We start from the raw sequence: 22711 nt of genomic DNA, 5'->3' as shown, positions 1-22711 counted from the left end.
CAATCAGATTCCTTGTTCGCTGAGCCACAGGTTCAACGCCGCCAGTTGCCACAGCTTGGAGCCACGCAACGGGGTCAACTGGCCCTGTGGGTCCGTCAGCAAGCGGTCGAGCATGGCGGGGTTGAACAGGCCACGGTCCTGGCTGGGGTCCAGCAACAGCTCGCGCACCCAGTTGAGGGTATCGCCCTGTAAATGCTTGAGGCCCGGCACCGGGAAGTAGCCTTTCTTGCGGTCGATGACCTCGCTGGGGATCACGCGGCGCGCGGCCTCCTTGAGCACCTGCTTGCCGCCGTCGGGCAACTTGAACTTGCCCGGCACGCGGGCCGAGAGTTCCACCAGGCGGTAGTCGAGAAACGGCGTACGCGCTTCCAGGCCCCAGGCCATGGTCATGTTGTCGACGCGTTTGACCGGGTCGTCCACCAGCATCACCGTGCTGTCCAGGCGCAGGGCCTTGTCCACCGCAGCGTCCGCGCCCGGCATCGCGAAATGTTCGCGCACGAAGTCCCCGGCGGCGTCGTTGGCGGTCAGCCATTTCGGCGCGACGGTGGCGGCATAGTCGTCGTAGCTGCGGTCGAAAAATGCCTCGCGATACGCCGCATACGGGTCGCTGGCGCCGTCAACCTGTGGGTACCAGTGGTAACCGGCGAACAGTTCGTCGGCGCCCTGGCCGCTCTGCACCACCTTGCAATGCTTGGCCACTTCCCGCGACAGCAGGTAGAAGGCGATGCAGTCATGGCTGACCATCGGCTCGCTCATGGCGCGAAAGGCCGCTGGCAGCTGCTCGATAATCTCGCTTTCGGCGATGCGCAGTTGGTGGTGGCGGGTACCGTAGTGCTTGGCGATCAAATCCGAGTACTGGAACTCGTCGCCGCGCTCGCCGCCGGCGTCTTCAAAACCGATGGAGAAGGTCGACAAGTCTTCGACGCCCACTTCGCGCAGCAGGCCGACCAGCATGCTCGAGTCGACGCCACCGGAAAGCAGCACGCCGACGTCGACCGCCGCGCGTTGACGGATGGCCACGGCTTCGCGGGTGCTGTCGAGCACGCGGTCGGTCCAGTCTTCCAGGCTCAGGTTTTTTTCGTCATCACGGGGACCATAGGGCAGGGTCCACCAGGTTTGCTGTTCGGTCTTGCCGTTCGCATCGATGCGCATCCAGCTCGCTGGCGGCAGCTTTTCAATGCCCGCCAGCAGCGTGCGCGGCGCGGGCACCACGGCGTGAAAATTGAGGTAATGGTTGAGTGCGACCGGATCGAGAATCGGGTTGATATCGCCACCCTTGAGCAGCGCCGGCAACGCCGAGGCAAAGCGCAGGCGCTGGCCGGTGCGCGATAGGTACAGGGGCTTTACGCCGAGGCGGTCGCGGGCGATGAACAGCCGCTGGGCATCGCGCTCCCAGATGGCAAAGGCAAACATGCCATTGAGCTTGGGCAACAGCGCTTCGCCCCAGGCGTGATAGCCCTTGAGCAGCACTTCGGTGTCGCCGCCGGAATAGAAGGCATAGCCCAAGGCTTCCAGCTCTTGGCGCAGTTCCGAGAAATTGTAAATCGCGCCATTGAATGCCAGTGACAAGCCCAGTTGGGCGTCGACCATCGGTTGGGCGGAGCCGTCCGACAGATCCATGATTTTCAGGCGGCGATGGCCCAGGGCAATCGGCCCTTGGGCATGGAAACCCCAGGCGTCGGGGCCACGAGGGGCGAGGTGATGCGTGATGCGTTCCACGGCTGCCAGGTCGGCAGGTTGATGATCAAAGCGTAACTCGCCAGCTAATCCACACATAAGTTCCTTACCGGTTTTTCCGTTGGGGAGGGGTCAATACTCAATACGCACCAAAAGGGCGCTTACCCAGAAACTGACCCCAGGCACAACCCGGGAGTTTTAGAACGATAAGTTATAAGTGGACTTTAGCTAATGGCACCGCCGCTTTCGCCGTTTCGCGCTCAGGGCGCTGGTCGCGCTTTGCCGCGAATCAATTCGCGCAGGGCAAACCGGTTGGGATGGCAGGCCTGGGCAACGCTGACGGGCAACGGCAGCGGTTCGTTATCCAGCCACGCCGCCAGCAGTTGCGCCGATAAAGGCGCGGTGATCAGGCCGCGAGAACCATGGCCGCTGTTGATGTACACACCGTCCAGCCACGGGCACGGCGTATCGGGTACCTGGCGGGCGTCCTTGGCCAATACGCCATACGCCTCGGCAAACGCGCTCGCATCGGCCAGCGGGCCGACAATGGGCAGATAGTCGGGGCTGGTGCAGCGGAAGGCCGCTCGGCCTTCCAGGGTTTCAAGCGGCTGAGTGTCGGCGTGCAAGGCGTGCAACAGGGCTGGGGAAATTTCCCGCAGCAGCGTCAGGTTATCGGCGTGTTCGGCGAGGGTAGGCGTGAGGTCCTCGCTCTTGAAATCGAAACTGGCGCCCAGGGTGTGTTCGCCCAAACGGGCCGGCGCAACATAACCTTGCCCGCACACAACCGTGCTCAACGCTCGGCTTTCGACGGTTTGCGCAAGGCTCGTGATTTGCCCGCGAATCCGCTTGAGCGGCAGCGCGGCGCTGAAGGGAAAGCGCTTGATCTCGGCGGCGCCGGCGAGCACCACCACGGGCGCGCTGGCGACCAGCGTGTCACCGTTGCGGGCCTGCCATTGGCCGTCGACGCGGTGCAAGGTGAGCGCCTCCTGATGCAAGCGCACGTCCACGCCGGGATGCCGCGTCTGCCACGCGCACAGGGCGGGCGGATTGACCCAGCCGCCTTCGGGGAAAAACAGCCCGCCCATCTCCAGCGGTATACCCGCGTGGGCTTGGGCCTGGGCCGCATCCACGCGGTGCAGCAGGTCCGGCGCGAAGGCCTCGGCCAGTTGGGCCTGGCGTTCGGCCTCCTTGGGATTGAACGCCAGTTGCAGTACACCGCAGGCGTCCCAGTCCACCCCGCGCTGCAAATGCTCCAGCAGCCGACGGGTGTAGCCGAAGCCGCTGACAATCAACTGTGACAGCGCCGTGCCATGGGCCGACAGTTTCAGGTACAGCACGCCCTGCGGATTGCCCGAGGCTTCCTGGGCCAAGGCCGCGTGACGTTCCAGCAGGCACACCTGCCAGCCCCGCGCGGCCAGGCTGGCTGCGGTGCAGCAACCAGCTAGCCCACCGCCGATCACCAGGGCCCGGCGTTCGCTCGGCGCGGGCGCCGGCCGTGCGAACCACGGCGCGCCAGTGACGGGCCGCGGTGTGTGTTCAGGCCAACCGAGAAATTCCCCGCGCAAAATCTCCCACTTATGGCCGATGCCCGGCGTGCGTTTCATCTTGAACCCGGCGGCGTTGATCAGCCGCCGTACCCAACCGGTGCTGGTGAAGGTGCTGATGGTCGAGCCCGGTGCTGCCAGGCGCGCCAGTTCGGCGAACAGCTCGGCGGTCCACATGTCAGGATTTTTCGCCGGGGCGAAGCCGTCGAGAAACCAGGCATCGACCTGTGCATCCAGTTGCGGCAATTGCTCCAGGGCATCGCCGATCAATAGCGTCAGGGTCACGCGGCCGTGGTCCAGCACCAACTGCTGGAAGCCTGGATGGATGGCGATGTACTGCGCCAGTAATTGCTCGGCATAAGGTTCAAGCTCCGGCCACAGGGCCAGGGCGCGCCGCAGGTCAGCGTGGCTCAGCGGGTATTTCTCCACGCTGACAAAATGCAGTCGGGCCCCGGCTACCGCGTGTTGGTCGAACAGCTGCCAGGCGCACAAAAAATTCAAGCCCGTGCCGAAGCCGGTCTCGCCGATGACCAGCCGCCCGCCCGCCGGCAAGGCGGCGAAGCGCTCCTGCAAGCGGTTCTGTTGCAGGAACACATAGCGGGTTTCTTCAAGGCCCGACTGGGTGGAGAAGTACACGTCGTCGAACATCCGCGAATGCGGGCGGCCGTGGTCGTCCCAGTCGAGCTGGGCGTGGGCGATGGGGGTCATGGGCGGCTCATAAATAGACAGCGGGCAAACACAGGCGGCCATTCTAGCCGATCGACACGCCATGAATTGAGCCATGGCAAGCCTCGGTGGAATTTCCTGCCGCGTGCCGCTGCCCAATCCGCTAGTCTTGAGCCATCTTGAAACGGAGCTGCCCATGTTCGAATCCGCCGAAATCGGTCACGCCATCGACAAAGACACCTTTGAGGCCGCAGTGCCGGCCCTGCGCGAAGCCCTGCTGGAAGTGCAGTACGAGCTGCAACAGCAGAAGCGCTTCCCGGTGATCATCCTGATCAACGGTATCGAGGGCGCGGGCAAGGGCGAGACGGTCAAGTTGCTCAACGAGTGGATGGACCCGCGCCTGATCGAAGTGCGCACCTTCGACCAGCAGACCGATGAGGAACTGGCGCGCCCACCGGCCTGGCGCTACTGGCGGCAATTGCCGGCCAAGGGGCGCATGGGGATTTTCTTCGGCAACTGGTACAGCCAGATGCTGCAAAGCCGCGTTCACGACCAGATCAAGGACGCCCGTCTTGACCAGGCCATCGCCGGGGCCGAGCGCCTGGAGAAAATGCTCTGCGATGAAGGTGCGCTGATCTTCAAGTTCTGGTTCCACCTGTCCAAGAAACAGATGAAGGCGCGGCTCAAGGCGCTGGCCGATGACCCGCTGCACAGTTGGCGCATCAGCCCGCTGGATTGGCAGCAGTCCGAGACCTACGACAAATTCGTGCATTTTGGCGAACGCGTGCTGCGCCGTACCAGCCGCGACTATGCGCCGTGGCATGTGATCGAAGGGGTCGACCCCAATTACCGTGGGCTCACCGTGGGCAAGATTCTGCTCGAGGGCCTGCAAAATGCCTTGAAACTGCCCAAGGGCAAGGCCAGCGGCATGAACCCGGCGCCGTTGATCGCGTCGGTGGACCAGAAAAGCCTGCTCGACAGCCTCGACCTGAGCCTGCGTCTGGACAAGGACGATTACGAAGAACAGCTGATTACCGAGCAGGCACGCTTCTCCGGTCTGATGCGCGACAAACGCATGCGCAAGCACGCACTGGTGAGTGTGTTCGAGGGCAACGACGCGGCCGGCAAGGGCGGGGCGATCCGCCGCGTGGCCGCCGCGCTGGACCCGCGCCAGTACCACATCGTGCCGATTGCCGCGCCCAGCGAAGACGAGCGCGCCCAGCCCTACCTGTGGCGGTTCTGGCAGAAGATCCCGGCGCGGGGCATGTTCACCGTGTTCGACCGCTCCTGGTATGGCCGGGTGCTGGTGGAACGCATCGAAGGCTTCTGCACCCCGACCGATTGGATGCGCGCCTATGGCGAGATCAATGATTTCGAAGAGCAGTTGCGCAATGCCGGGGTGATCGTGGTCAAGTTCTGGCTGGCCATCGACAAGGACACCCAGCTGGAGCGTTTCCAGGCCCGCGAAGAGATTCCCTTCAAGCGCTTCAAGATCACCGAAGACGACTGGCGCAACCGTGACAAGTGGGACGACTACCGTGCGGCGGTGGGCGACATGGTCGACCGCACCAGCACTGAAATCGCGCCCTGGACCCTGGTGGAAGCCAACGACAAACGCTGGGCGCGGATCAAGGTGCTGCGCACCCTCAACCGCGCACTGGAAGACGCGTTTGCCAAGAGCGACAAGCACGACAAGAAGAAAAAGAAATAGCGGGCCGCCTCGCTCGATAATGTGGGAGGTGGCTTGCTCCCGATAGCGGTGTATCAGCCAGCATATTCGAAGCTGACCCACCGCTATCGGGAGCAAGCCCCCTCCCACATTTGATCTCCACACATCATCCCGGCCTCATGCTTTTGCATCCATGCAGTGAATGATCATCGCGCCTGCCCAGGGCCCGGCTCTATCCTCGATCCACAACCACAAGATCGAGGTAGCCCCATGCGTGAAGTAGTGATCGTCGACAGCGTGCGAACCGGCCTGGCCAAGTCTTTTCGCGGCAAGTTCAACCAGACTCGCCCTGATGACATGGCCGCCCATTGCGTCAACGCGCTGCTGAGCCGCAATGGCATCGACCCGGCGACGGTGGAGGACTGCATCGTCGGCGCCGGCTCCAACGAAGGCGCCCAAGGCTACAACATCGGGCGTAACGTGGCGGTGCTGTCACACCTGGGCACCGGCACGGCGGGCATGACGCTCAACCGTTTCTGTTCGTCGGGCTTGCAAGCGATTGCGATCGCGGCCAACCAGATTGCCTCGGGTTGCAGCGACATCATCGTCGCCGGCGGCGTCGAATCCATCAGCCTGACCATGAAGAGCGTCAACACCGACCACCTGATCAACCCGCTGCTCAAAGAGCAGGTGCCGGGTATCTACTTGCCCATGGGCCAGACCGCCGAAATCGTCGCGCGGCGCTACCAGGTCAGCCGCGAGGACCAGGACCTGTACGCCCTGCAAAGCCAGCAGCGCACGGCACAGGCCCAGGCCGATGGCCTGTTCGACGATGAAATCGTGCCGATGGCGGTCAAGTACAGCGTCGAAGACAAGCACACCGGTCAGGTGCAGGTACTCGATGGCGTGGTCGACCGCGACGACTGCAATCGCCCCGACACCACACTGGCCAGCCTCAGTGGCCTGAAGCCGGTGTTTGCCGAAGACGGTTCGGTGACGGCGGGTAACTCGTCGCAGCTGTCCGACGGCGCCTCGATGACCCTGGTGATGAGCCTGGAAAAAGCCCTGGCGCTGGGGCTCAAACCCAAGGCGTTCTTTCGCGGGTTTACCGTGGCCGGTTGCGAGCCGGACGAAATGGGCATCGGCCCGGTGTTCTCGGTGCCTAAACTGCTCAAGGCCAAAGGCTTGCAGGTGGCGGATATCGACCTGTGGGAACTCAATGAAGCGTTTGCCTCACAGTGCCTGTACGCCCGTAATCGCCTGGAAATCGACAATGCCCGATACAACGTCAACGGCGGTTCCATCGCCATCGGCCATCCATTCGGCATGACCGGGTCGCGGCAAGTGGGGCACCTGGTGCGGGAACTGCAACGACGTGATTTACGCTATGGCATCGTCACTATGTGCGTGGGCGGCGGGATGGGGGCAACCGGGTTGTTTGAAGCTGTGCGCTAGTGCGCGGCCACTGAAGGCAGGAGTCTGACGGCTCGGCAGCCGACGACTGCCTGAACTGATGCCCCCGCGATCCAAATGTGGGAGGGGGCTTGCCCCCGATGGTCATAGGTATCTACACAACTTTGGCACAGCCCTGAACCTGTGATTGCTCGGGAGCCGAAGCCTCTCTAACTGATGCCACGCGACCTAAATGTGGGAGGGGGCTTGCTCCCGATGGCGGCCTGACAGCCGACCATGATGTTCGATCAAGAACGGGCAGCGTTGCACGTAAGCCATCCTGCATGGAAAAGATCAAAGGTTTTTTAACTGTTCCGTCAGCAAGGCTGCAAACTTATCTTTTGCAGGATGAACTTTAACGTTTTTATTCCAGATGAAATAGTTTGTTATAGGTAGTAACTCACTGAATTCATAACCGCTGATTCCACCCATTTTCCGAAACTGCTCATACACGCCCTTAGGCACTAACGATACGCCCGCCCCTGAACTGACGCACCCGAGTATGGTGCCATAACTGGCAATGCTTGTTATGGCGTTCGCTACGCCGCAATCAGCCAGCCAGTTTTCCAGCGACTTCCTGTAAGGGCATCCTTCGGGCCACATGAATATGTTTTTCCCGCCAAGATCCCGCGGCCCTCGAATTGTCCCTGCAGACGCCGACGCAATTAGCACGAGCTCTTCCTGGTAGATTTCCACACATTCAATATCTGCGTGCTCAGGGCTCATAGCAATGATCGCGCCATCCAGCTTAAGGTCAACCACATCATTCACCAACTGTGGCCAGGTTGCCGTACTGAATTCCATTTGCACGGCGGGGTAGTGTTGATGATAAGTGGACAGCAGCTTGGGCAGTCTTCCTGTCGCAGCAGACTCTATTGCACCAATCTTCAATACCCCGCAAGCCACTGATGCAGGGTCAAGCGCTCTTCGAGATTCCTGGCACAATGACAAGATTTTATTTGTGTATTCTAGAAACAATCGTCCGGAAGGGCTGATAACAAGCCCTCGGCCCTTTCGTATAAATAAGGAAGCGCCAAGCTCCTTCTCTAGCGCTTTTATTCTGTTTGTTATGTTTGACGGAACGCAATGCAACAGTTCGGAGGCCCGAATGATACTGCCTTGATCGGCAACCACCTTGAACATAGTCAGTTGTGAGAGTTCCATTCCATTGCTCACTAAAAGTGAATGATGGGCTCAGTATAAGTTACTTGTTGCAAGCTAATCAATAAATTATGTTATTAGCCCTGAACCCAAATGCTGGTCGGATATATTATATGGATTTTGAATACGCTGTGATTGCATTAGGGTTTTTTGCTTTTTGCGGCGGGTTAATAGACGCTGCGGTTGGCGGCGGAGGGCTTGTACAATTGCCAGCGCTGCTGCACGCCTTACCTCAGTACAGTCTCGCCACGGTGTTTGGAACAAATAAACTTGCTGTATTGGCAGGGAATTGTTCCTCTATATTTAGCTACCTGAAAAGAATAAAGATCATATGGAAATTAATGCTTCCCACCATGGTCTCGGCTTTTATTTTTGCGTTTGTTGGGGCCATGTCCGTCTCTATTATCCCTAAAAGGTTGATGGAGTACGTTGTGTTCTTTCTTTTGATAGCTATGGCAGGCTACACGTTTATCAAGAAAGATTTAGGATTGGCGAGCTCACACAAGCACTGCGGCACCAGGGAAGTTTTGTTGGGCATTTTCTTCGGTGGTGTAATTGGTTTCTATGACGGCGTGTTTGGGCCCGGTAGCGGCAGTCTATTACTCTTTGTATTCGTCAAATATTTCGGTTTTGATTTTCTAAACGCCTCAGCTTCTGCAAAACTGGTTAACTTAGGCACGTTCAGCGCGGCCCTTATATTTTTTGTGCCGTCCGGCAACGTGTTGTGGGCGATAGGTGGAGTGGTTGCCCTGTGTAATATTGCAGGTTCCCTGACCGGGGTTTTCCTGGCGCTAAGATATGGCAGCAGGTTTATCAGGGTGTTTTTTTTGATTCTGCTGATATTTTTAATAGGAAGAATGGGGCTGGCTCTCGGTTCGTAGTCCGTTGCCATCACCTATCCGTTCGGACATACCCCTCGCTCCGCAGCTATATTCTTTGGTTGCAAATCCCCAATAAAGTTTGTTGTTTGTTTAGTGCGTGTAGCCCTATTCTTACGGCTATGTCCTGCTCTAAACTATTCGCATTAACTCGCGTGTAGTCCCATTCCTTCAGTCGTTTTCAAAGTTTTGGCAAAGTGCCATAATTTTCCTGCGCGCCTTGATATGCAAAGGCTACATCGTTAAACGAAACAGCTGGCTTACTTCTTCAAGTGTGAGGCGGACACTTGCCCGGCGTTGAGTGTGGTCCTGAAATGCAATACAAAAAGTTGGAAAAGCAGCTCAGGAACACCCCCCTCAATGCATGGGTGAAACCGCTTTTTAACCAGCCCTGTGCCTAACGGTGACAGGGCTTCTTAATGACACTTGTTAAGTGGGAATCTGTAGATGAAAACCAAAATGAAAGCTGTGCTGTTGTCTGTCGGTCTGCTGGCCGGTTCGATGTCCATGGCGCATGCGGCGGATGGAACGGTTACGTTTTTGGGGTCGGTCCATTCGGGCGCTTGCTCTATCAAGCCTGACTCCGTTGATCAAACTGTTCGCCTGGGGGCGATTGCCAAGCATCAGTTGCAATCGGGGGGCAAGTCGGAGGCCCGGCGTGTGCTGATTGAACTGGAAGGTTGCGATCTGACGGGCCTCACTGACAACACCGTCACCACCACCTTCACCGGCGCACCATCCGGCGCTGTACCGGGCGCGATCGGTACGGTCGGCGGTGCTGGCGGCGTGGGCATCATGATGACCCATGGCGGCGCCCCGGTTGAGTTGGGGGTGCCTACCGCCCCGCAAATCATTTCCGCCGGGGATAACACCCTGGAGTTCGGTGCATATGTACAAGGCGCCGCCTCAGCCCCGATCGTGCCTGGCGATTTCAGCGCGGTCACCAATTTCACCTTGGCTTATCAGTAAGTCGTGCCCCCGCCACCCAGTGTGGCGGGGGAGCGCTGACGGGAGATCCAGGTGAAAACATTCATACGTCTGGCTATCGCCTCTTCATTGACGACGTTCATCAGCCCTTGCGTGGTCGCCCAGGCGTCTGCGCAAGGCGATGGGGTCGTGCTGCTGGGAGGGGAAGTGATCGATTCTGCCTGCGGGCTGGAACTGGGCAGTATCGATCAAACCATCGAAATGCCGCCCGAACCGGTTGGCCGGCTCCTGCGCAACACACGGGGCGAAGACCATCCCTTCCAGTTGCGTCTGGTCAATTGCTCGTTGACCCGCCCCGACCCGTTGCGCCCAGGTGAAACCCTGCCGGACTGGGAGCACATGCGCGTGACGTTCGATGGCCCCACCGACAGGGCAGGGCTTTCCTTCGCGGTCTTTGGCGAGTCGCAGGGGGTTGCCCTGCACATCGTGGACGCTGCCGGCGAGGAAAGCCGTCCGGGGCAACGCATGGCACCGGTGCCACTGGCGGAGGGCGACATGACACTCAACTACCGGTTTTTCCTGGTCGGCAACGGCTTGCCATTGGCGGTTGGGGCTCACAGTGCCGCGGTGCGGTTCAAGTTGGAATACTTTTGAACAGTGATGGACAGGCTTGCATGTTGAATACGTCGAAAATCAAAAATACGTTCCGTCCCGGACTGTTGGGCGGGTTGATGTCATTGGCGGGCACTGCAATGGGCGCCGCAGATATCGAGTTCAATACCGACGTTCTTGATCTGAGTGATCGCACTAATATTGACTTGTCTCAATTTGCACGCAGCGGGTTCATTCTGCCTGGCACTTATTCGATGGCGGTGCAGCTGAACGCCCAATCTATTCCTGAGCAATCGGTAGCGTTCTATCCCCCCGATAACGATCCCAAGGGCAGCCAGGCCTGCTTGTCGCACAGTCTTGTCGAGCAACTGGGCCTGAAAGCGGCGGATGCCGGCAAACTGACCTGGTGGAGGGACGGCGAATGCCTGGATATCACCAGCCTGCCGGGCATGGAAGTCAGTGGCGACCTGGCCACCTCGAGCCTGAGCATTAACCTGCCCCAGGCTTACCTTGAGTACAACGCCATCAATTGGGACCCGCCTTCGCGCTGGGACGAGGGGGTGCCGGGGCTACTGGTGGACTACAGCCTGACGGCGCAGTCCAACTACCAGAAGAATGACGGCCAGCGCAAAAATCTCAGCGGCAACGGCACCGTCGGGGCCAATGCCGGCGCCTGGCGCATAAGGGCCGATTGGCAGGGGCGGGTGGAGAGTGGCCGGCAAGAGGCGGCCGGGCCGCAGAAGCTGGAGTGGAGCCGCTACTACGCGTATCGCGCCATTCCGGCGCTGCAGGCGCGCCTGGTGGTGGGTGAGAGCTACCTGTATTCGGACCTGTTCGACAGCTTCCGCTTCACCGGCGCCTCGCTTAACTCGGATCAAAGCCAGCTGCCACCCAACTTGCGCGGTTACGCGCCGGAAGTGGTCGGGGTGGCCAAGACCAATGCAAAGGTCATCATCAGCCAGCAGGGGCGTGTGCTCTACGAGACGCTGGTCGCGGCCGGTCCTTTTCGCATTCAGGACCTTAATGATGCGGTGACCGGCAAGCTGGATGTGCGCGTGGAAGAACAGGACGGTTCGGTCCATACCTTCCAACTCAACACGGCCGGTGTGCCGTACCTGACGCGTCCAGGCCAGGTCCGCTACAAGCTGGCGAGCGGGCGACCTTCCAATCTGCAGAACGGCTCCGATGGAAACGTCTTCGGGACCGGAGAGTTTTCCTGGGGCGTGAGCAATGGCTGGTCGTTGTTCGGTGGGGGGATCACCGATAACAACTATCGGGCGTTATCCGTGGGCGCGGGCCGCGACTTGCTGGCGTTCGGCGCCGTCTCGCTGGATGTCACGCAGTCCCATGCCAGCGTGTGGAACGAGACGCTCTCGGGTAAATCCTACCGCCTTCAATATTCCAAGAATTTCGAACAGTACGACAGCCAGGTGACATTCGCCGGCTACCGCTTTTCCGAGAAGAACTTCCTGAGCATGAGTGAATACCTGGACGCCCGGTATTACGGGTTGAACGGCGAACTCGGCGGGCGTGGCGATTATCGGGACCCCAATGAGGGGTGGAAGCCTATCGGCGGCAGCAAGGCGCTGTATACGGTGACGGTCAACAAGCAGTTTCGTGACCTGGGCGCCACCGTCTACGCCAGTTACAACAAGCAAACCTACTGGGACCGGCCGGACACGCAGCGCTGGAACCTGTCGCTGTCGCGCTACTTCAATGTGGGCACGGTCAAGAACATGAGCCTGTCCCTGAACATGTACCGCACTCAGGAATATAACTATAAGGATAACGGCATGGCGCTGACGGTCAGCCTGCCGTTGGGGCGTACCGGCACACTCTCGATGGATGCCAGTCGAGGCGCCGGCAACAACAATATTGCCACGCGCTACAGCGATCGCCTCGATGAGCGCAACAGCTACCAGCTCAGCGCGAGCGATACGTCTGCCAGCGGTTACCTGAGCCATATGGGCGATCACGCTGATGTCGATCTAAGCGCCAGCCGGCAGCAGGGCGGTTCCAGCAGCCTCAGTGTCTCTGCGCGCGGCGGTGCCACGCTCACGGCCCACGGTGCCGCGCTCCATCGAACCACCAGCACCGGCGGCACCCGCCTGATGGTCGACACCACCGGGGTGCCCGATGTGCCCGTACGCGGTTATGGCGCGCCGACCCGCAGCAATGCCTTCGGCAAGGCCGTGATCTCGGATATCAGCAGTTACCAGCGTACCGCCGCCAGCGTCGATCTGGAGCGCTTGCCGAGCAACGTCGAAGCCACTCAATCGGTCACCCAATTGACGCTCACCGAAGGGGCGATCGGTTATCGCTCGCTGGACGTGATTGCCGGCGAAAAGGCCATGGCGGTGCTGCGCCTGGCGGATGGCAGTTCGCCGCCCTTCGGCGCGACGGTGAAGAACCTCAAGCAACAAGACACCGGCATTGTGAATGACGGCGGCCACGTCTACCTGAGCGGCATCCAGGCCGGCGAGCAGATGTCCGTCAGTTGGGGCGGCGACGAGCGCTGCCTGCTCACACTGCCCGCCACCTTGCCCGCCGATGGCTTGACCGACGCCCTGCAATTGCGCTGCCAGGTGGTAGCCGCTGACCCAACCTTGCCCGAGCCCGCCGGGCTGACCGGCAAGCCTACCGATACGGAGAACACAGCCTCATGAGACCGACCACACGTTCCACATTCCCGGCCTTCGCGCTGTTGGCCCTGGGCTTGAGCCAGAGCGCCAACGCGGCGGTGGGCCTGGACCGTACCCGAGTGATTTTCGACGGTGGCAAAGACGCCACCAGCGTGAACATCACCAACAACAACACCCAGCTGCCGTACCTGGCCCAGGGCTGGATCGAGGATGAAGCCGGTCAGAAAATCACCACACCGTTGATCGTGCTCCCACCGGTGCAACGCTTGGAGCCGGGCAAACAGAGCCAGGTGAAAGTCCAGGCATTGCCGGCGGCCAAGGCGCTGCCGCAGGATCGGGAGACGGTGTACTACTTCAACCTGCGGGAGATCCCGCCGCGCAGCGATAAGTCCAACACCCTGCAGATTGCCCTGCAAACCCGCATCAAGTTGTTCTACCGACCGCAAGCCATCGCGCCGAGTCAGCAGGACTTGTCCAACCCCTGGCAGGAGAAACTGACCCTGACCCGCGAAGGCGATCAATACCGGGTGAATAACCCGACGCCGTACTACGTGACCCTGGTGGATGCGCGCAGCAGCAAGGACGGTAAAACCGTGCCCGGCTTTACGCCACTGATGGTGCCACCCAAGGGCGTCCTGACCCTGGGGGCCACGGCCAAGGCGCTGGGGACAAGCCCTTATTTGGCCTATGTAAACGATTACGGCGGGCGCCCGGTGCTGGCCTTCAGTTGCACGGGCGACACTTGCAAGGTGAACCCCCAGGCCGCGCCGGCGAATGAGTAATGCTGCTGGAGAACGTCATGAAGTCGCAAAAAGTGAAGGTCCTGGGCGGCCTGTTATGGGTCATGGCGATGGGGGCACAGGCTGCGGATGATGAGGATATCGAAGGCATGAGCGGCATGCTCAATGTGCTCGGCTCCATGCATGAGTCGCCTTGCAGCCTGGAAATGAGCTCCCTGCACCAGACCGTCGATCTGGACGCGGTATCGACTAGCCAGTTGCAACGCCCCGGTGACCAGGCGACCGCCAAGGCCTTTCAGCTGCGGTTCACCGATTGTCTGCGCACCGCCGGCCGCATACGCAATGAGCGTACGGGGAACCTGATCTGGAGCGCCTACCAACCGGTGCTGTCGGTGCTGTTCGAGGCGCCGGCCGATGCCGACGATCCACGGCTGGTCAAAGTGCAGGGCGTCACCGGTATGGGCCTGCAGTTGACCGATGCCCTCGGCCGGGACGTGCAACTGGGCACACGCGGCCAGCCGCTGTTTTTGCCCGTGGGCCGCAATACCCAGACCTGGAATGTGCGGCCCACGCGCACCGCTGCGCCGTTGACCAGCGGGGCATTCGGGGCCGTCGTGGAAGTCAGGCTCAATTATGAATAAGGGTGCAGCGATGGCTAAATCAATCGGTTTGATCGCCGGCGGCGTGTTGCTGGCGGTCAGCCAGGGCGTACAGGCCGAGACCAGCTTGACCATTCGCGCGGTGATCATTGCGCCTCCGCCGTGCGTCATCAACGGTGGCAGCACCCTCGATGTGCCGTTTGGCAATGACCTGCAGACGTCACGGGTCGACGGGGTCAACTACCGTCGCGGTGTGCCGTATACCGTCACCTGTGATTCGCCGTTCAGCAATGCGCTGACCCTGGAACTCAAGGGCACGGTGGCGTCGTTTGACAATCGCGTGCTCTCGACCCGCAAGGCCGATTTTGGGGTCAGGCTGTTTGTGAATGGCGCTGACTGGCCGTTGAACACGGCGGTGAATTTTACCTACCCCAATTTCCCTGTGGTGCAGGCGGTGCCGGTCAAGCGTGCGGGCAGCACGCTGACCGGCGGGGCCTTCGACGCGACCGCGACCCTGGTGGTCGATTACCAATGATGGCTACCGATAAAACGGCTACGGATAACAAGAGGAACGACCCATGACAGCTTGGCAGCCGCGAGCGTTGCTCGCCCTGTGGGCCATCGGCCTGTGCAGTGGCGCGTCGGCCAACGTGACGTTCAGCGGCACGTTGAATGAGCCGCCGCCCTGCACCATCGACGCGGGCAACACCATTGAAGTCGACTTTGGCGATGTCGGGGTGAAGCGCGTCGACGGCGTGAGATATCGCAGGGGCGTCGGCTACGCGATCAACTGCGGCACCGACACGCTGCCGTGGGCGCTGAAACTGAGCGTCAACGGCACCCCCACGGCGTTTGATGGTGCAGCGGTGCAGACCAGTGTGCCTGCGCTGGGCATTCGGGTTTTTCAGAATAACCTGCCATTTTCACTCAATACGCCGCTGGATATCACCCTGTCGTCACCGCCGACATTGGAGGTGGTGCCGGTGCAACAGCCCGGCGCAACACTGCCTCCCGCCAGTTTCACGGCGGTGGCCACGTTGTTGGCCGAATACCAGTAGGAGCTGAATCGATGCGATATCAAAGGGTTCACAAGCACGGCCTGGCACTCTTGCTCATCTGCGGCCTGATCCCCATGGGGCACGCGGCGGACAATCTGCGTTTCAAAGGCAACCTGGTCGAAGAGGCGTGCACCCTGCGCCCTGGCGACGAGGCAATTACGCTGGAACTCTGGGACCTGACCAGCAAACACCTCTATATCAACACGCGCTCGGTGGGTAAGCGTTTCAAGCTGCACCTGGAAGACTGTGACACCACGATCGGCAACTCGGTGACCATCACCTTCGGTGGAGTCGAAAACCGCGAGCTTCCCGGCTTGCTCGCGCTGGACGGTGGCAGCGGCGCCTCTGGCATTGGCGTCGGCATCGAGACGCTGAGCGATAAACCCTTGCCCTTGAATGCCGTCAGCGACAGACAGGTTTTGAGCGACGGCAGCAATGCCATCGAGCTCAAGGCCTATGTGCAAGGCGAGCCGAGAGCCCTCCAGAATCAAACCATCGGGCACGGTGCGTACACGGTGACCTCAACTTTTACGCTGGACTATCCATAGGCTGTGGCCGGGTAGAGCAGAGCAGCGAGAGATCAAAATGAAACGACTGTTTGGCGCGATGGCGCTTCTTGTGTTGACTGGCGTTACGACGACCGCGCAGGCTGTTGACTGTCGGGTTAATGGAGGTGGCTGGCAAACCGGAAATCCAAATTTGAGTGTGCCCGTTACCGTTCGTTTGACGGAAGATCGGACGAGAATCCTGATGGAAGGTGCGCGGCTTGAATGTAGATTTTCACCTGGCTCCCAGAGCCCGTCCTGGTGGATTGATTATTGGAGAACGGGCAACGCTGCAGGAACCGCCTGGACGCCTGGCCCCAAATTCAGCGATGAAGGCACGGGTTTACGAATAAACGGGGCACACCTAAATACGCCAGTCCCGAATGCAATACTTATCGCCACATTGCCTGACAACCTGGCAAGTTACCCTATTGATGTCATTCCCTATATTTTGATGCGTAACTCTCCGACGAAGCCCATCAATGTTCAAAGGGGAGATAATCTTGGTGTGTTACGTCTCACCAGTTCGAATAACTTCGACGGCAGCCGGCCGCAACTCACTGTCACCTACACCGCCAACAACAACTTCACCGTTTCCCCGTCTACCTGCACGATCAATAACAACAATCCCATCGAAATCAACTTCGGCAACGTGCACCAGCGCGCCATCGGCACCGACCCGCTGACATCGTCCATCGTCAGCAACCGCAGGCTCACCTATTCATGCCCGGATGGCGGGATCAATTCACCCATCACCATCACTTACAAAGGCACCGGCACCGGGTTCGATTCGCGCTTACTGATGATGACCAATGCCGACGTGGGCACGGCCCTCGTTCGTGGAGGGGCGGCGGTGCCCGTGAACGGTTCGTTCCTGACCCAAATCACCAACAGTACGGGCGGGGACGACGTGACGTTTTCCCTGGTACGTCGAGCGGGTTCATTGCCGGCCGCCGGCCCCATCAGCGGCAGCGGGGTACTGGTGATGGGCGTGCCATGAACACAGCGTGATACCCAAAGCTCACCGCCTGCCCATAGAATGCCGGTTCCACTTCCTCTGGCATTCGGGGCACTCATGCACATTTCTTCCGGCCGCTGGGTCTACGGTTTTTTCCTGACCCTGTTGACCGCGCTGCTCTGGGGCATTCTGCCGATCAAGCTCAAACAGGTATTGCAGGTGATGGACCCGATCACCGTCACCTGGTTTCGCCTGGTGGTGGCCGGCAGTTGCTTGTTTATTTATCTTGCGGCGACCAGGCGTTTGCCCAGCCGCAAGGTGCTCGGCCCCAAGGGCGGCTGGCTGGTGGCGATGGCGGTGTGTGGGCTGGTCGGCAACTACGTGTTGTATCTGGTCGGCCTGAAAATGCTCAGCCCCGGTACCGCGCAACTGGTGGTGCAGATGGGGCCGATTTTTCTGATGGTTGCCAGTGTATTTGTGTTCAAGGAGCGTTTCAGCCTGGGGCAGGGCGCGGGGCTGGTGATATTGATCGTTGGCTTCGGGCTGTTCTTCAACCAGCGCCTGCTGGAACTGCTCACCTCGATGGGCAGCTACACCGCCGGGGTATTGACCGTCCTGCTGGCGACCAGCATCTGGGTGTTTTACGCCCTGGGCCAGAAGCAGTTGTTGACCGTGTGGAATTCGCTGCAGGTGATGATGGTGATCTACCTGTCGTGCGCCGTGTTGCTCACACCCTGGGCGCACCCGCTGGAGGCGCTGCAACTGAGCCCGCTGCAGGGCTGGCTGCTGCTGGCGTGTTGCATGAACACCCTGGTGGCGTACGGCGCGTTTGCCGAGGCGCTGGCCCACTGGGAGGCCTCGCGGGTCAGCGCGACCCTGGCGCTGACACCGCTGGTGACCTTTGTGGCGGTGGCGTTGGCGGCGTGGCTGTGGCCGGATTTCGTGCAGGCCGAAGCGATCAATGCCTTGGGATATTTTGGCGCTCTGGTGGTGGTGATCGGCTCGGCGATGGTGGCGTTGGCGCCGTCATTGATGGCCGGGCTCAGGGCCCGGCGATTGCGCATGGCTTCATGAGTATTTGAGCGGTACGCCGATCCAAATGTGGGAGGGGGCTTGCCCCCGATGGCGGCCTGACAGCCGACCGTGATGTTGGATCAGAGCGAGTACATATCCGTTGCTGCGGTAAGGGCGGCTGGCGGTTCCGCTCTTACAGCCAGCCCTTTCAAGGTCTTTTGATTTTAGCGGCCTTGAGCACCCGATCCGTCGACACATGGGCATTCGCGGCTTTGCCTTCCAGCCATTCCTTGGGTTTAGGCACCTTCGGCCCCCGTTTGCTCTTGACGACCGCTTTGGGCTGGATATTTCGAGCAAGTGCAAGCAGGTACTGGGCCAATCCCTCTGCGGGGATAGGGATGGATAAATATTCTGGCAAAGCTATTTGCATTCCCTCGTAACCGCTGCGTACCTGCACCGTCAGGTGGAAAATCGATGCCTCCCAATCGTCGGGCAAAGTCTGGCGATGAGCCTGCTCGACGCTGCGTTTGAGCACGGCCAGAACGTTGTAAGCCAACACGGCTGATGCAAATCCCAACAGGGCTGCTTTAGGGTTGCCCAAGGTTTCGATTTCACTGTCCAACACCGCTTCCAGGCGCTGGAACATCCCTTCAATGCTCCAGCGACGGCGGTACAAATCGGCGATTTGCTCAGCACTGATAGAGTCGGGCAAGTTGCTCCAGAACAGCAGCGTGGTGTCGCCGGATTCGGTGGGGTTTTGCAGGCTCAGTTCGACTCGCCGCCACTGGCGTCCACCTTTTACTTCGATGATTTGCTCACGCACGCTGCCTGCCGCGACCGCAATAGGCAGCTGCCAGTCGCTTTCCTTAAGCAGGCGTGGATGTTTGCTCTGTTCGCGAATGATGAACGAGGCCCCGGTATCTTCGCAGGCCTCCATGACTGGGAGCGTGCAGTAGAGTCGATCAGCCATCCACAGTTGCCCCGCGTTGGCCTTTTCCAGCAACGGCAGCACGCTGACGCGTTCGCTGGCATAGGCATCTTCACAAGGCTGAAGATCAACGACCTGGTCCAGATCGGGGTCGTAAACCACAACGGAAAAACCAGGCCGGGCGGCGCCTCGTTCACGGCGCAAAGCGCCCAGACGCTTTTCGCTGGAAGGCAGGTGGTTACCGTCAACGACCCGTAGTTGCCAGCCAGGCAAAATGGCTGTGTGCCCCAGTTCTTTTATCGTCGGTGCCAAACGCTCTGCGCTACCGGTAACCAGGGCGCGCAGTAGCGCAGGCTCTGTACGACTGACCTTGTCATACAGCGCCGCCAAGCTGACAGGAAGATCTTCCATCTGTCGCGCGGCGGCATGCAGCGAAGGTCGCAAACCCAATGAAACAAGGGACATCAGTTCAACGATGGTTGAAAACAAAAGCTCTCGTGGGTACTGCCGCTGACGGTGCTCTTCGAACACCTGGTCGACCCACTCAGCAGGAACAGCCTGCTCCAATACCACTCTGGTCATGACACTGGTCGGTGCTTTTTTCTCAAACCGCGCTAGAACCTCTGCCCACATCGCTTTCGTCACCCTGATCGGAGTTTTGCGGGATTTTATCAAAGACCTTGAAAGGGCTGGCTCTTACAGCGGGTCACTTTTGGAAGGACCCAAAAGTAACCAAAAGGTCCTCGCCCCACCACTCGGCACCTCGCCTAGGCTCGGTGTGCCCGTAATCCGACAGTGATTTGGGGGGGCCGCCGCCACGCGCCATCCATGGCGCGGGGCGGCTAAACCGGCATCCCTGCCGGTTTACCCCCCAAATCACTGTCGAATTCCGGCCAGCGTGGTTTAACGGGGCGCCTAAGAGCAAGATCAAGAGCGGCTCGCTTCGCATCGTGGTTAGCGTAGGCTGCTGCTACCAAGTTGTGTAGATACCTATGCTCCGATAGCGGTGGGTTAGTGTGCGCATTGGCAACTGAACCACCGCCATCGGGGGCAAGCCCCCTCCCACATTTTGGTTGCGGGGCGTCAGTTAGAGAGGCTTCGGCTGTCGAGCCGCCATGGGAGCAAGCCCCTCCCACATTTGCCTTTGGCGCTTAATGCCCGGCTTCCAACATATTCTCCGGGCGTACCCACTGGTCGAACTGCTCATCGGTCAGATAGCCCAGCGCCAGCGCCGCTTCGCGCAATGTCAGCCCTTCGGCATAGGCCTTCTTGGCGATCTGCGCGGATTTGTCATAGCCGATATGCGGGTTCAGCGCGGTCACCAGCATCAGCCCGCGTTCCAGGTGTTCGGCCATCTGTTCGGCGTCTGGCTCTAGGCCGGCGATGCAGTGTTCCTGGAAGTTGTTGCAGCCATCGGCCAGCAGGCGGATCGATTCCAGCAGGTTGTGGATGATCACCGGTTTGTAGACGTTCAACTGCAGGTGCCCTTGGCTTGCGGCGATGCCGATGGTCACGTCATTGCCCAGCACCTGGCAGGCCAGCATCGACAGCGCTTCGCACTGGGTGGGGTTGACCTTGCCGGGCATGATCGAGCTGCCCGGTTCGTTGGCTGGCAATTTGACTTCGGCCAGCCCGGCGCGAGGGCCGGAGCCCAGCAGGCGCAGATCGTTGGCGAGTTTCATCAGCGCCACGGCGAGGGTTTTCAGCGCGCCGTGCAAGGTCACCAGCGGCTCATGGCCGGAGAGGGCGGCGAATTTGTTCGGTGCTGTGACGAACGGCAAGCCCGACAACGCCGCCAGCTCGGCGGCAATCGCCTCGCCAAAGCCGTGGGGCGAATTGAGCCCGGTGCCGACGGCGGTGCCGCCCTGGGCCAGCTCGCACACGGCGGGCAGGGCGCTGCGGATGGCGCGTTCGGCGTAGTCCAACTGCGCGATAAACGCCGAGACTTCCTGACCGAAAGTGATCGGCGTTGCGTCCATCATGTGGGTGCGGCCGGTCTTGACCAGCTTCATATGCCGCGCCGCCAGTTCCGCCAGGCCGCCGGACAACACCGTGATGGCCGGCAGCAATTGCTCGTGAACCGCCTTGACGGTGGCGATGCTCATGGCCGTTGGGAAGCAGTCATTGGAGCTCTGCGAGCGGTTCACATGGTCGTTGGGGTGCACCGGGCTTTTGCCGCCGCGGTTGTTGCCGGCCAGTTCATTGGCGCGACCGGCGATCACTTCGTTGGCGTTCATGTTGCTCTGGGTGCCGCTGCCGGTCTGCCACACCACCAGTGGGAACTGGTCGTCGTGCTGGCCGTCCAGCACTTCGTCGGCGGCCTGTTCGATCAGGCGGGCGATGTCGGCGGGCAAGTCGCCGTTACGGTCGTTGACCCGTGCAGCCGCCTTCTTGATCAGGGCCAGGGCATGCAGCACCGCCAGCGGCATGCGCTGTTCGCCGATGGCGAAGTTCACCAGCGAACGTTGGGTCTGGGCGCCCCAGTAAGCGTCATCCGGGACGTGGACGTCTCCCAGGCTGTCAGTTTCGATACGGCTCATCGGGCACACTCCTTCAGGTTCGTTTGCGCAGTTTAGGCTGTGATCGGCCCAGGGGGTTCCAAAAAACACGCTTCATCGGATTTGCCCCCCGCAAAACCAGGCCCGACAAGGCCTGGGGTTGAGCCGCGAGGTTTTTTAGGCGCAGAATGGTCGCCCTTGGGGTTTTACCTCGCCTGCTAGAAAGGAAACTCGATGACTCGTCTTCGTGCCATCTGTACCGCGGTTGCTCTGGTTTGCGCCAGCGGCCAGGTTTTTGCCGATACCGCCAGCCACAACGCCAGTGCCGAAGCCTTCCTTACCCTGGCCCACGCTGACAAGCTGGGTACCCCGGTATACATGCAAGTGCAACAAATGTTCGCCCAGCGTTTCGAACAGACCAAGGCGCCTGCCGCCAAGCAGTCGGTCCTCGACAGCTACCAGGCCAAGGCCAATGCCGCCCTGGACCAGGCTATCGGCTGGCCGAAGCTGAAGCCGGACATGGTCAAGCTCTACACCACCAACTTCAGCGAATCGGAGCTCAAGGACCTGGTTGCCTTCTACCAGTCGCCACTGGGCAAGAAAGTCCTGGAAAAAATGCCGCAACTGACCCAGCAATCGGCCCAGATGACCCAGGCCAAGCTGGAAAGCGCCGTGCCGGTGGTGAACAAGCTGTTGGAAGACATGACCAACGAGCTGACGCCCAAAGCCGCCGCACCGGCCAAGAAGAAGTAAGCAGGATGACCATGCAACAGCGTATCGAAACGGCACTCGCCGCCCTGAACCCGCAACACTTGAGTGTGCTGGATGAGAGCCACATGCACAGCCGTGGGTTGCAGACCCACTTCAAGGCCGTGCTGGTCAGCCAGCAATTCGAGGGGCTCAACCGCGTCAAGCGCCACCAGAAGGTCTACGCCAGCCTGGGTGACCTGATGAACGAGTTTCATGCGCTGGCGCTGCATACCTACACGCCTGAAGAATGGGCGAACATCGACGCAGCGCCGGCTTCGCCGACCTGCGCCGGCGGGCATTGAGCGCAGCCTCGACCCGCGCGAGCGGGTCGGGGCGATGCCAGTACCCGGATACATAAAACATCCTCCAGCACCACCTTGCTCCACCCCCGCA

General features: G+C 60.4%; 20 protein-coding genes. 15 read left to right on the top strand and 5 right to left on the bottom strand.

Annotated features, from left to right (window positions below; translation table 11 throughout):
• Positions 1 to 3 precede the first annotated feature (3 nt).
• Together C4J90_RS17840 and mnmC are read right to left on the bottom strand one after the other, a co-directional pair.
• A complete protein-coding gene (locus tag C4J90_RS17840; protein ID WP_124420485.1) occupies positions 4 to 1776 on the bottom strand; it encodes an N-acetylglutaminylglutamine amidotransferase in 1773 nt (590 codons plus the stop codon).
• A 161-nt stretch (positions 1777 to 1937) separates the two neighbouring features.
• Positions 1938 to 3929 carry a bifunctional tRNA (5-methylaminomethyl-2-thiouridine)(34)-methyltransferase MnmD/FAD-dependent 5-carboxymethylaminomethyl-2-thiouridine(34) oxidoreductase MnmC gene (gene mnmC / locus C4J90_RS17835; protein ID WP_124420484.1) on the bottom strand — a complete coding sequence of 664 codons (1992 nt, stop codon included), beginning with the start codon at positions 3927 to 3929 and terminating at the stop codon, positions 1938 to 1940.
• Positions 3930 to 4083: 154 nt separating this feature from the next.
• Here mnmC and pap point away from each other — a divergent pair, with 154 nt between their 5' ends.
• Complete coding sequence (gene pap, locus C4J90_RS17830; RefSeq protein ID WP_124407779.1) at positions 4084 to 5598, top strand: polyphosphate:AMP phosphotransferase; 1515 nt, start codon at positions 4084 to 4086, stop codon at positions 5596 to 5598.
• A 228-nt stretch (positions 5599 to 5826) separates the two neighbouring features.
• The gene (locus C4J90_RS17825) at positions 5827 to 7011 is read left to right on the top strand and encodes a thiolase family protein (protein WP_124420483.1); all 1185 of its coding nucleotides are present in this window, start codon (positions 5827 to 5829) and stop codon (positions 7009 to 7011) included.
• A 291-nt stretch (positions 7012 to 7302) separates the two neighbouring features.
• Here the strand turns inward: C4J90_RS17825 and C4J90_RS17820 are convergent, their stop codons facing one another.
• On the bottom strand, positions 7303 to 8172 hold the full coding sequence (locus C4J90_RS17820; RefSeq protein WP_124420482.1) for a LysR substrate-binding domain-containing protein: 870 nt from the start codon (positions 8170 to 8172) through the stop codon (positions 7303 to 7305).
• Positions 8173 to 8282: 110 nt separating this feature from the next.
• Here C4J90_RS17820 and C4J90_RS17815 point away from each other — a divergent pair, with 110 nt between their 5' ends.
• The 11 genes from C4J90_RS17815 (at position 8283) to C4J90_RS17765 (ending at position 18202) form a co-directional block, all read left to right on the top strand.
• Complete coding sequence (locus C4J90_RS17815; RefSeq protein WP_124420481.1) at positions 8283 to 9050, top strand: TSUP family transporter; 768 nt, start codon at positions 8283 to 8285, stop codon at positions 9048 to 9050.
• A 444-nt stretch (positions 9051 to 9494) separates the two neighbouring features.
• Complete coding sequence (locus C4J90_RS17810; RefSeq protein WP_124363690.1) at positions 9495 to 10016, top strand: fimbrial protein; 522 nt, start codon at positions 9495 to 9497, stop codon at positions 10014 to 10016.
• Between the two features lie 51 nt (positions 10017 to 10067).
• Complete coding sequence (locus tag C4J90_RS17805; RefSeq protein WP_124363689.1) at positions 10068 to 10628, top strand: fimbrial protein; 561 nt, start codon at positions 10068 to 10070, stop codon at positions 10626 to 10628.
• 20 nt (positions 10629 to 10648) lie between these two features.
• The gene (locus C4J90_RS17800; RefSeq protein ID WP_164484558.1) at positions 10649 to 13252 is read left to right on the top strand and encodes an outer membrane usher protein; all 2604 of its coding nucleotides are present in this window, start codon (positions 10649 to 10651) and stop codon (positions 13250 to 13252) included.
• On the top strand, positions 13249 to 14010 hold the full coding sequence (locus C4J90_RS17795) for a fimbria/pilus periplasmic chaperone (protein ID WP_124363688.1): 762 nt from the start codon (positions 13249 to 13251) through the stop codon (positions 14008 to 14010). Before C4J90_RS17800 ends, C4J90_RS17795 begins: the two co-directional genes overlap by 4 nt.
• Positions 14011 to 14027: 17 nt before the next feature.
• The gene (locus tag C4J90_RS17790; RefSeq protein WP_124420480.1) at positions 14028 to 14609 is read left to right on the top strand and encodes a fimbrial protein; all 582 of its coding nucleotides are present in this window, start codon (positions 14028 to 14030) and stop codon (positions 14607 to 14609) included.
• 10 nt (positions 14610 to 14619) lie between these two features.
• Entirely contained in the window at positions 14620 to 15102 is a 483-nt protein-coding gene (locus C4J90_RS17785; protein ID WP_124420479.1) for a fimbrial protein, read from the top strand.
• A gap of 43 nt (positions 15103 to 15145) precedes the next feature.
• The gene (locus tag C4J90_RS17780; protein WP_124420478.1) at positions 15146 to 15625 is read left to right on the top strand and encodes a fimbrial protein; all 480 of its coding nucleotides are present in this window, start codon (positions 15146 to 15148) and stop codon (positions 15623 to 15625) included.
• Between the two features lie 11 nt (positions 15626 to 15636).
• On the top strand, positions 15637 to 16173 hold the full coding sequence (locus tag C4J90_RS17775; protein WP_124420477.1) for a fimbrial protein: 537 nt from the start codon (positions 15637 to 15639) through the stop codon (positions 16171 to 16173).
• Between the two features lie 37 nt (positions 16174 to 16210).
• Positions 16211 to 17170 (top strand): fimbrial protein, encoded by a 960-nt coding sequence (locus C4J90_RS17770; RefSeq protein ID WP_124420476.1) that lies wholly within the window; start codon positions 16211 to 16213, stop codon positions 17168 to 17170.
• A 75-nt stretch (positions 17171 to 17245) separates the two neighbouring features.
• Positions 17246 to 18202: a DMT family transporter gene (locus tag C4J90_RS17765; RefSeq protein WP_124363682.1), complete on the top strand. Its 957-nt coding sequence runs from the start codon at positions 17246 to 17248 to the stop codon at positions 18200 to 18202.
• 148 nt (positions 18203 to 18350) lie between these two features.
• Here C4J90_RS17765 and C4J90_RS17760 read toward each other — a convergent pair whose 3' ends face one another.
• Together C4J90_RS17760 and C4J90_RS17750 are read right to left on the bottom strand one after the other, a co-directional pair.
• Complete coding sequence (locus C4J90_RS17760) at positions 18351 to 19652, bottom strand: IS4 family transposase (RefSeq protein WP_124420475.1); 1302 nt, start codon at positions 19650 to 19652, stop codon at positions 18351 to 18353.
• 569 nt (positions 19653 to 20221) lie between these two features.
• Positions 20222 to 21610, bottom strand: coding sequence for a class II fumarate hydratase (locus tag C4J90_RS17750; protein WP_124371345.1), 1389 nt, complete (start codon positions 21608 to 21610; stop codon positions 20222 to 20224).
• Positions 21611 to 21802: 192 nt separating this feature from the next.
• On the opposite strand from C4J90_RS17750, the gene C4J90_RS17745 reads away from it, so the two are divergent.
• Complete coding sequence (locus tag C4J90_RS17745; protein WP_003236690.1) at positions 21803 to 22321, top strand: DUF2059 domain-containing protein; 519 nt, start codon at positions 21803 to 21805, stop codon at positions 22319 to 22321.
• 5 nt (positions 22322 to 22326) lie between these two features.
• Positions 22327 to 22620 carry a BolA family transcriptional regulator gene (locus C4J90_RS17740; RefSeq protein ID WP_124363679.1) on the top strand — a complete coding sequence of 98 codons (294 nt, stop codon included), beginning with the start codon at positions 22327 to 22329 and terminating at the stop codon, positions 22618 to 22620.
• Positions 22621 to 22711 lie beyond the last annotated feature (91 nt).

The organism is Pseudomonas sp. R2-60-08W (assembly GCF_003852335.1).
GTDB lineage: Bacteria > Pseudomonadota > Gammaproteobacteria > Pseudomonadales > Pseudomonadaceae > Aquipseudomonas.
Note: the sequence above shows the minus strand (reverse complement) of the source record. Positions and strands in the feature narration are given on the sequence as shown.

Coding starts and splice junctions, on each gene's coding strand:
- C4J90_RS17840 (WP_124420485.1), bottom strand. CDS start 1,776: ATGTGTGGATTAGCTGGCGAGTTACGCTTTGATCATCAACCTGCCGAC.
- mnmC (WP_124420484.1), bottom strand. CDS start 3,929: ATGACCCCCATCGCCCACGCCCAGCTCGACTGGGACGACCACGGCCGC.
- pap (WP_124407779.1), top strand. CDS start 4,084: ATGTTCGAATCCGCCGAAATCGGTCACGCCATCGACAAAGACACCTTT.
- C4J90_RS17825 (WP_124420483.1), top strand. CDS start 5,827: ATGCGTGAAGTAGTGATCGTCGACAGCGTGCGAACCGGCCTGGCCAAG.
- C4J90_RS17820 (WP_124420482.1), bottom strand. CDS start 8,172: ATGGAACTCTCACAACTGACTATGTTCAAGGTGGTTGCCGATCAAGGC.
- C4J90_RS17815 (WP_124420481.1), top strand. CDS start 8,283: ATGGATTTTGAATACGCTGTGATTGCATTAGGGTTTTTTGCTTTTTGC.
- C4J90_RS17810 (WP_124363690.1), top strand. CDS start 9,495: ATGAAAACCAAAATGAAAGCTGTGCTGTTGTCTGTCGGTCTGCTGGCC.
- C4J90_RS17800 (WP_164484558.1), top strand. CDS start 10,649: ATGTTGAATACGTCGAAAATCAAAAATACGTTCCGTCCCGGACTGTTG.
- C4J90_RS17795 (WP_124363688.1), top strand. CDS start 13,249: ATGAGACCGACCACACGTTCCACATTCCCGGCCTTCGCGCTGTTGGCC.
- C4J90_RS17790 (WP_124420480.1), top strand. CDS start 14,028: ATGAAGTCGCAAAAAGTGAAGGTCCTGGGCGGCCTGTTATGGGTCATG.
- C4J90_RS17785 (WP_124420479.1), top strand. CDS start 14,620: ATGGCTAAATCAATCGGTTTGATCGCCGGCGGCGTGTTGCTGGCGGTC.
- C4J90_RS17780 (WP_124420478.1), top strand. CDS start 15,146: ATGACAGCTTGGCAGCCGCGAGCGTTGCTCGCCCTGTGGGCCATCGGC.
- C4J90_RS17775 (WP_124420477.1), top strand. CDS start 15,637: ATGCGATATCAAAGGGTTCACAAGCACGGCCTGGCACTCTTGCTCATC.
- C4J90_RS17770 (WP_124420476.1), top strand. CDS start 16,211: ATGAAACGACTGTTTGGCGCGATGGCGCTTCTTGTGTTGACTGGCGTT.
- C4J90_RS17765 (WP_124363682.1), top strand. CDS start 17,246: ATGCACATTTCTTCCGGCCGCTGGGTCTACGGTTTTTTCCTGACCCTG.
- C4J90_RS17760 (WP_124420475.1), bottom strand. CDS start 19,652: ATGACCAGAGTGGTATTGGAGCAGGCTGTTCCTGCTGAGTGGGTCGAC.
- C4J90_RS17750 (WP_124371345.1), bottom strand. CDS start 21,610: ATGAGCCGTATCGAAACTGACAGCCTGGGAGACGTCCACGTCCCGGAT.
- C4J90_RS17745 (WP_003236690.1), top strand. CDS start 21,803: ATGACTCGTCTTCGTGCCATCTGTACCGCGGTTGCTCTGGTTTGCGCC.
- C4J90_RS17740 (WP_124363679.1), top strand. CDS start 22,327: ATGACCATGCAACAGCGTATCGAAACGGCACTCGCCGCCCTGAACCCG.